This window comes from Nocardia sp. NPDC003345, from assembly GCF_053589395.1.
The window spans coordinates 1-7,017 of the sequence record NZ_JBSFRU010000332.1; the positions used below are offsets into that span (position 1 = coordinate 1).

Annotated in this window: 8 protein-coding genes; 4 read left to right on the forward strand and 4 right to left on the reverse strand. The window is 68.7% G+C overall.

Translation table 11 applies throughout. The features are described from left to right. A partial coding sequence (locus tag ACWDU1_RS26855; RefSeq protein ID WP_450002646.1) for an oxygenase MpaB family protein occupies positions 1 to 1,090 on the reverse strand: 1,090 nt, incomplete at its 3' end. Positions 1,091 to 1,178: 88 nt separating this feature from the next. Here ACWDU1_RS26855 and ACWDU1_RS26860 point away from each other — a divergent pair. Further along, a complete protein-coding gene (locus tag ACWDU1_RS26860; RefSeq protein ID WP_450002655.1) occupies positions 1,179 to 1,772 on the forward strand; it encodes a TetR/AcrR family transcriptional regulator in 594 nt (197 codons plus the stop codon). A 51-nt stretch (positions 1,773 to 1,823) separates the two neighbouring features. Further along, positions 1,824 to 2,435 carry a DUF4126 domain-containing protein gene (locus ACWDU1_RS26865; protein WP_450002648.1) on the forward strand — a complete coding sequence of 204 codons (612 nt, stop codon included), beginning with the start codon at positions 1,824 to 1,826 and terminating at the stop codon, positions 2,433 to 2,435. Between the two features lie 4 nt (positions 2,436 to 2,439). Here the strand turns inward: ACWDU1_RS26865 and ACWDU1_RS26870 are convergent, their stop codons facing one another. Next, positions 2,440 to 3,630: an MFS transporter gene (locus ACWDU1_RS26870; RefSeq protein ID WP_450002650.1), complete on the reverse strand. Its 1,191-nt coding sequence runs from the start codon at positions 3,628 to 3,630 to the stop codon at positions 2,440 to 2,442. A 96-nt stretch (positions 3,631 to 3,726) separates the two neighbouring features. Here ACWDU1_RS26870 and ACWDU1_RS26875 point away from each other — a divergent pair, with 96 nt between their 5' ends. Next, a complete protein-coding gene (locus ACWDU1_RS26875; protein WP_450002651.1) occupies positions 3,727 to 4,656 on the forward strand; it encodes a LysR family transcriptional regulator in 930 nt (309 codons plus the stop codon). Between the two features lie 101 nt (positions 4,657 to 4,757). Here the strand turns inward: ACWDU1_RS26875 and ACWDU1_RS26880 are convergent, their stop codons facing one another. Both ACWDU1_RS26880 and ACWDU1_RS26885 read right to left on the reverse strand, forming a co-directional pair. Beyond that, positions 4,758 to 5,849 carry a DUF4185 domain-containing protein gene (locus ACWDU1_RS26880; protein WP_450002652.1) on the reverse strand — a complete coding sequence of 364 codons (1,092 nt, stop codon included), beginning with the start codon at positions 5,847 to 5,849 and terminating at the stop codon, positions 4,758 to 4,760. Between the two features lie 30 nt (positions 5,850 to 5,879). Beyond that, entirely contained in the window at positions 5,880 to 6,410 is a 531-nt protein-coding gene (locus tag ACWDU1_RS26885) for a MarR family winged helix-turn-helix transcriptional regulator (protein WP_450002653.1), read from the reverse strand. A 33-nt stretch (positions 6,411 to 6,443) separates the two neighbouring features. Between ACWDU1_RS26885 and ACWDU1_RS26890 the strand changes: the two genes are divergently transcribed. After that, positions 6,444 to 7,017: carboxymuconolactone decarboxylase family protein (locus ACWDU1_RS26890; RefSeq protein ID WP_450002654.1), on the forward strand; the 574-nt coding region annotated here is incomplete at its 3' end.

The window sequence follows — 7,017 nt, forward strand, 5'->3', positions numbered from 1 at the left end:
CGAGGTCGCCCCGGCAGAACGCGAGGATGAAACCGCCTTTGCTGTAACTACGCTCGACCGCGTCGGCGATCCGGTCGAAACGGCTGCGGCCCGGCCGGAGATAGGCCGCCATCGTCGAGCGGATCAGCTCACCACAGGTGGCATCGTCGAAACCGTCGCGCAGCAGCGCCGCGCGGGCATGGAAGGCGCGGATGATCCCCTCGGGCGTGGTCGGCAGCAGTTCCTCGGGCAGCCCCAGCAGAAAGCACCGATACCGGGAGAATTCCACCTGGGCACGTTCACCGTCGGTGAACTCCGTCCGGCCCTGACGCCGGACCCGGACGGAGAGGAGGTAGAGGTCGATCATTCCGGCCGGCATCTGATCCACCTGCGGCACCGGCACTCCGTAGATGTCGGCATCCCACCGGTCCGATCGCGTCAGCGCGTTGTAGCGGACCATGGAATGCATCAATCGCACCATCGCCGCCGCTTCGAATCCGGGACCGTGGCGATCCAGCGCTCCCGGCAGGGTGGTCACCGCGAAGAAGTTCGCCGTCTCGTTGACGCGGCGGGCCGCGCGCCGTCCCGAGAGCGCACCGGTCAGCGCCATCGGCAGCGCCGCATAGGTATTGGTGAAGGTGGCGATGAACGCACCCCTGGTCACGAACGGTGCCAGCAGCGCCGCGGGAATACGGGCCTGCGCGGCTCCCGCGCGGACCAGGTCCATATCGACCCAGTCGGGTGTGGCCTCCATCGCGGCGATGAAGGACTTCAGTTCCGGTGGCGCGCTGGGGACCGCCTCGACCCCCTCGCGACACGCCCGCCGAACCATGGTGACGAGTTCGGTCACGCTGTGGCGGGCGCTCAGCGCGGCGAACGGATCCGCGACGGTATCGCCCAGCAGGGTCGCGGTCGAGATCAACTCGGTGAGCCGTTCGTCGGCCAGGATCGCATCGCGTTTCGCGACCCATTTCGGCAGCGAGGACTCATCGTCCGGATCGGTTGCCAGCCGGTACGGCCGTTTGCCGAAGTCGAAGTCACCGTAGAGGCCTGGCAGGAGTTCACGCTGGCCGCGGACGCGCCGCGCCAATTCCGGGTAATACGTCGACATCGAACCTCCAGCAACTAACACTCCGTGAGTTAATACTCACGGAGTGTTAGTTATGCTGTCAAGTATGAATTCGCAGCCCCGACGACGGATGACCGCCGAGGCCCGACGCGAACAGATCCTCGATACGGCCCATACGATCATCACCGCCGAAGGCTTCCACGCGGCGACACCGAATCGCATCGCGGACGCGGCCGGGGTCAACCGTTCCCTGCTCTACCAGCAGTTCGGCGATCTGCCGGGCCTGTTCGTCGCCCTGATCGACCGGGAAACCCAGCGGGCGGGATTCCAGTTCGCCGACGCGGTGTCCACCGGCAACAGCGGTGAGCCCGGCGACAATCCGGCGCTACGGGCCTTCGACAGCCTGCTGCGCGCCGTGGACGCCCACCCCGCGACGTGGCGGCTGTTCCTCTTCCCGCCGCAGGGCGCTCCACCCGAACTGTACGAACGACTGGCCCAATCACAGGAAGTGGTTCGCGAATACTTCGTCGGCCTGCTGCTGACCATCGATCCGGACCTGGAGGACCCCGACTACACCGCACGGATCCTCCACGCCGCCGGACGCGAGCTGCTGCAGCTACGGCTCACCGATCCGGCGGCGGCCACCCACGAACGTCTCCGCGCGCTGGTACGCCGGCTCAGTGCAGAACTGGTGCAGCGGATCCGGCCGGGTGGCCCCGGCTGAGCAGGTTCGGTCAGCCGGGCCGGGTCGGATCGGACGATTACACTCGCGCGTGTGAACAGCTGGGTGCTTCCCGCCTTCCTGGGACTGGGACTCGCGGCCGCCTGCGGATTCCGCGCTTTTCTGCCGCTGCTGATGCTCAGCGCCGCCGCGCATTTCGATCTGCTGGGTCTGGACCTCAACGATTCCTTCGCGTGGATCGGCTCCACCGCGGCGCTGCTGACATTGTCGGTAGCCACCGCCGCCGAACTCCTCGCCGACCTCGTCCCGTTCGTCGACAACGCGTTATCGCTGGTCGGCAATCTCACCGGCCCGATAGCCGGAGCCATCGCGGCGGGATCGGTCTTCGAGGCCGCCGATCCGGCCACCGCCGCCATCGCGGGCATCATCGTCGGCGCTCCCACCGCGCTCACCTTCAGCGCGACCCAGACCGGAGTCCGTGCCGCCGGAACGGCGACGACGGCCGGGGTCGCGAATCCGGTGATCTCGGTCGTCGAGGACGTTCTGGCGTTCGTGCTGGTCCTACTGGCCATATTGCTGCCGATAGTGGTACCGCTGGCCCTGTGTGGGCTACTGCTGATCGGATGGCGCACGGTCCGCAGGTTCCGCCGCCGCCCCGAACGCGGCCGGTCGGCGGTGAGCGCCGCCGGCGGCGCGACGCCGTAGCACCTCACCGCCCATCCACGCGGCCGCCGGGCAACGTGACCAGGGCCGCGATCACCGCCACCGCCGCGGCCAGCCAGAACAGCACGGACACTCCCGCCCGGTCGAGGACCACCCCGCCCAGGAACGAGCCCAGCGCGATACTGCCGGTGAAAGCCCCCACGTAGAGGCCGGTTACGGCCTCGCGCCGCTGCGGCGCGGCCTGCACGGCCCACAGCTGGCTGCACACCGATACGCCGCCGTAGGCGAACCCCCACAGCACCAGCACCACCGCGGCGGTGATCGGGGCCGTACCCATCACCGGCAAGACCGACACCGCGGCGGCGATACCGGCGGCCAGCACCAGCAGTGTCGTCCGGGGCCGCCGGGCCGCGGCGGCACCCGCCGCGAAATTGGCGACTATCCCGCAGAGCCCGTAGACGAGCAGCAGTACCGAGATACCGCCATCACGCACCCCCGAGATCTCCTCCAGCGCGGGTCGTACATAGGTGTAGGCCGCGAAATGCGCGGTCACCACCAGGGTTACCGCGATCAGGCCGCGCCGCACCGCCGGAACCGCCAGCAGGGAACCGGACTGCGCGGCCGAACCCGTTCCGCGTTGCGACGGTAGGGCGGGAAGTATCGCGGCGAGACCGGCGGCGAGGACGAGGGCGGCCAGCGCGACCGCCCCGAAGGCGCTGCGCCAACCGGCGATATCGCCGAGGAAAGTGCCCAGCGGCACCCCCAGCACCGACGCCACCGCTACCCCGCTCACCACCGTGGACACCGCGAGTGCCGCGTGGCGCGCACCCACCAACCGGACCACGAGTGCCGTGGCCAGGGCCCATACCGTGGCCATGGCCGCACCGACCACCACCCGGCCCAGTGCGAGCACCGCGAACCCCGGGGCCAGCGCGGTGATCAGGTTCCCGGCGGCCAGGACGAGCGCCGCCACCACCAGGACACGACGCCGGTCGAAGTCGCCGGCCAGCCGGGAGACGAAGGGCGCGAACGCCGCCGCCACGAATCCCGTGATGGCCAGACTGAACCCCGCGGTACCCGGCGAGATCCCCAAACCCTCCGATATCGGCGTCAGCACGCCCACCGGGAGCATCTCCGAGGTGACGACCAGGAAGGTGGACAGGGCAAGGACGGCTATCGACGACCAGCGGTCGGCGGAATCGGCCGTGGGCGGATGTGATTCGCTCACCAGTGACATGAATCCAGTCAAGGATGCCCGCGAGGCCGGAACAACAGCGATCACCTCATTGTTCGATCAGCTGAACTCATCGATCACCCCGACGGGAGGCGCGGGATGCCGGACCTTCCCGTCCGTGAACTGGAATGTCTGCTGGTATTGGCCGAGGAACTGCATTTCGGCCGGACGGCGCGGCGGTTGCGGGTCTCGCAGAGCCGTGTCAGCCAGCTCGTCGCCGCGCTGGAGCGGCAGCTCGGTACCCGGCTCGTGGACCGCACCAGCCGCCGGGTGACGCTCACCGATCGCGGCGCGGACTTCGTCGAAAGGGTCCGTCCCACCTATACCGAGCTGGTCGGGCTGATCGACAGCGCGCGGCGCGGCGCGGGGGCCGGCACCCCGATCCGGATCGGATTCCAGGGCATCGCCTACGAGACCATCACCTGGACGCTCAACCGATTCGCCCAGGAGAATCCGGACGTGACGCTGGCATTGCGGGAACTCCCGCTCGGCGACCCCTTCGGCGCCCTCTTGGACGGCGGTGTGGATGCCGCGGTGGCCCTGCTGCCGGTACGAGAGCCGGAGCTGTCCGTCGGTTTCGCCTTCGCACCGGTTCCGCGGATGCTGGCCGTGAGTACCGATCATCCGCTGGCACAGCTGGAGCGTATCGACGCCGAAGCACTGGCCGGCGTGGATCTCGTATCGGCAGACGGTCCCGCACCCGGATACTGGCGCGATGTGCACTTCCCGCGCTTCACCCCGCTCGGCAGGCCGATCGCCCGGTCGGCCCGGGTCACCACACTTCAGGAGGGCATGACACTCGCCGCCACGGGACGCTACGCGATGCTCACCTGCCTTCCGGTGGCCGAACGCAACCAGCGTTCCGATCTCCGCTACGTCCGCGTCACGGGATTCGACGAAGAGTCCCGGCTGGCGCTCATCTGGCGTGCCGCGCACCGCCCCGCGCCCTTGACGAAGCTTGCCGCGCTACTCGGCGAACTTCCCGGCCCGGCACGCGTTCCGGCCGGTCGGCTCGAGTCTCCGCGGTGATACCGCGTCAACACGACGCCCCCGCACCACCGTCCGCGTCGCGAGGCCGCTAGAGGATGGCCTGATGTCCTGAGCCCCGCCGATTCGTCGCCGCGCGGGTGTCAGGCGGACAGACCGGTCCATTGGGTGACCGTGTAGGGCGCCCCTTCGGACCCGTTCCAGCTGCTGACGAGCAATGTCAGATTCGACGGCGACGGCGAACCCGGGTGGATGTATCCGCCGTACAGGGTCGGCATGCGCGGCTTGCCCCGATGCGCCGGCGGTTGCGAATCGTCGTGCACCACCTGGATGGTTTCCGCGGACCATTCCGCGTCCGGCCGGGGGGCCGTGCGGGTTTTGATACTCAGGTCGGTGCAGTCGAAATACGACATCACGTAGGTGGAACCGAGTCGTTTCACCGACAGTTCACCCAGATCGTGGCCGGGGCCGAAGAGCGGGGTCGGGGCACAGCGGCTCGTCGGGTGCCAGCCCCAGCGTCCGCCGGTATACGCCCAGTTCTGCTGGGCGGCGAAGTTCCCGCGCACGAAGTCGGCGGGGTCGTAGCGGAAGAGCTGGATATATCCGCGGTCGCCCCGGTAGTGATGGCTCCCGTTCCAGCGCTTGGCGAAGATGTACAGGTAGCCGTCGGGGTCGATGCCCGCGAATGTCCACATGGCGTACGGATTTCCGTCGAGCCCCAGCGCCTGACCGTGCCAGTGGTGGTCGAAGTCCTGCCAGGTCGCGCCGGCATCGTCGGAACAGGCCAGCCCGGAGAACGCGGAGCCGTCGACCGGCGAGCCCGGCGGGACCCACCGGTGCACGGACGTGTACTGGACAAAGGTGCGGCCCTCGATCTCGATCGCGTCGTTGGGAATCCGCGACACCTCCGTGACACCGAAGCCGTTGTCCCGGCGGTGCCGGTACTCGAACACCTGGCGGGCCGGGCCGTTGTCCGGTACCGGCCCGGTGAATTCGATCGGGCCGCGGCCGGACGCGTCGAAGGCGTCCTGCGTCAGGATCAGCGGGGAGCCGAGGTAGGCGCCGGACTGACTGTTGCCGCGCCAGCAGTCTCCCCAGACGTAGCCCCAGGTGCCGTCGCACTCGCGGCGGTACGGAATACATAGATCACCGGACCCTATACCGCACCGGCTCGCCGAATCGCCGGGTTCGTCACACAGTCGGGTCCCGTTCCGGGGCAGCAGTTCGGCCGGCATCTCCCCGAGGGTAACCTTCCCCGCCGGGTCTCAGTTCATCCCGCCCAGCCATCCCGCCGCGTCGAGCCGGTAGGCCACGGGCGCCGCGACAGTGCGCAGATCGTCCTCCAGGGCGCGCACCCGGCCCTCCCCCAGCTGATCGGCCCACGTCGCGCGCAACCGCTCGAGGATCTCGGCCGAACGGGCCAGCGCGTCGAACCCCCGGGCGGTGAGGCGCACGATTCTGCGCCGGGTGTCCGCCGGATCACCGGCTCGTTCGGCATAACCGAGCGCGACCAGGCGGTCCACGGTTTTACCCGCCGCCTGTTTCGAGATACCGAGCCGGCGGCCGAGATCGCTGGCCGAGGCCCCGGATATGCCGATCGCCTGCATGGCGAACCCGTGCGCCGGGCGCATATCCGGGTGGCCCCGCGGTGCGAGCTCGGCATGCAACTCGTCGATGAGGGTCCGGAAACCGGCGAAGAGCAACAGGGGGAGTTCGTAGCCGGCCCGCCCTTCCTCCCTCGGACCCACGATATCCGGATTGGCAGGATGGTCAACCTGGTTTACTATTTCGTTCATATCGTCAACCACGTTGTCCATAATAGGAGAGAGATGTTCACCGCCCACACCACCGAGACCGCACCTCCCGATTCCCGTGCTGCCATCCGCGCACTCACCGGCCCCTCCGGAGCCGCGCCCGACGCCGTGGCCAGACTGGCCGAATCCCCCGAACTGCTCAACGGATTCCTGGCCATGAGCGCGAGTTTCGAGCGCTGCACCCTCGATCCGGTGGCCCGCGAGATCGTCATCATGACCGTCGCGGTACGCAACGATTGCCATATCTGCGTCGCCATGCACACCGGCAAGCTCCGCGCACTCGGCGCGCCGGCCGAACTCGCCACCGCCCTGCGCGAACGACTGCCGCTACCGGATCCGGCACACGAGGCGATCCGGAGCTTCACCCTCGCCGTTCTGGCCACCGCGGGCGGCGTGGACGATACGACCCTCGAAACCTTCCTGGCCCACGGATACACGCGGCGCAACGCCCTCGAGGTCGTATTCGGCATCGGGACCTACACCATGTCCACCCTCGGCACAACTATTCGCAGGCCCTGCTGCATCTCAGTGAACTGGACGAAGCGCAGGCCGTCCTCGAGCAGGCGCGCGATCTGCTCGGCGCCAATGC

Excerpts from the sequence above, each read along its gene's own strand:
- ACWDU1_RS26885 (WP_450002653.1), bottom strand. The coding sequence starts at position 6,410 with ATGAACGAAATAGTAAACCAGGTTGACCATCCTGCCAATCCGGATATC.
- ACWDU1_RS26880 (WP_450002652.1), bottom strand. The coding sequence starts at position 5,849 with ATGCCGGCCGAACTGCTGCCCCGGAACGGGACCCGACTGTGTGACGAA.
- ACWDU1_RS26860 (WP_450002655.1), top strand. The coding sequence starts at position 1,179 with ATGACCGCCGAGGCCCGACGCGAACAGATCCTCGATACGGCCCATACG.
- ACWDU1_RS26870 (WP_450002650.1), bottom strand. The coding sequence starts at position 3,630 with ATGTCACTGGTGAGCGAATCACATCCGCCCACGGCCGATTCCGCCGAC.
- ACWDU1_RS26875 (WP_450002651.1), top strand. The coding sequence starts at position 3,727 with ATGCCGGACCTTCCCGTCCGTGAACTGGAATGTCTGCTGGTATTGGCC.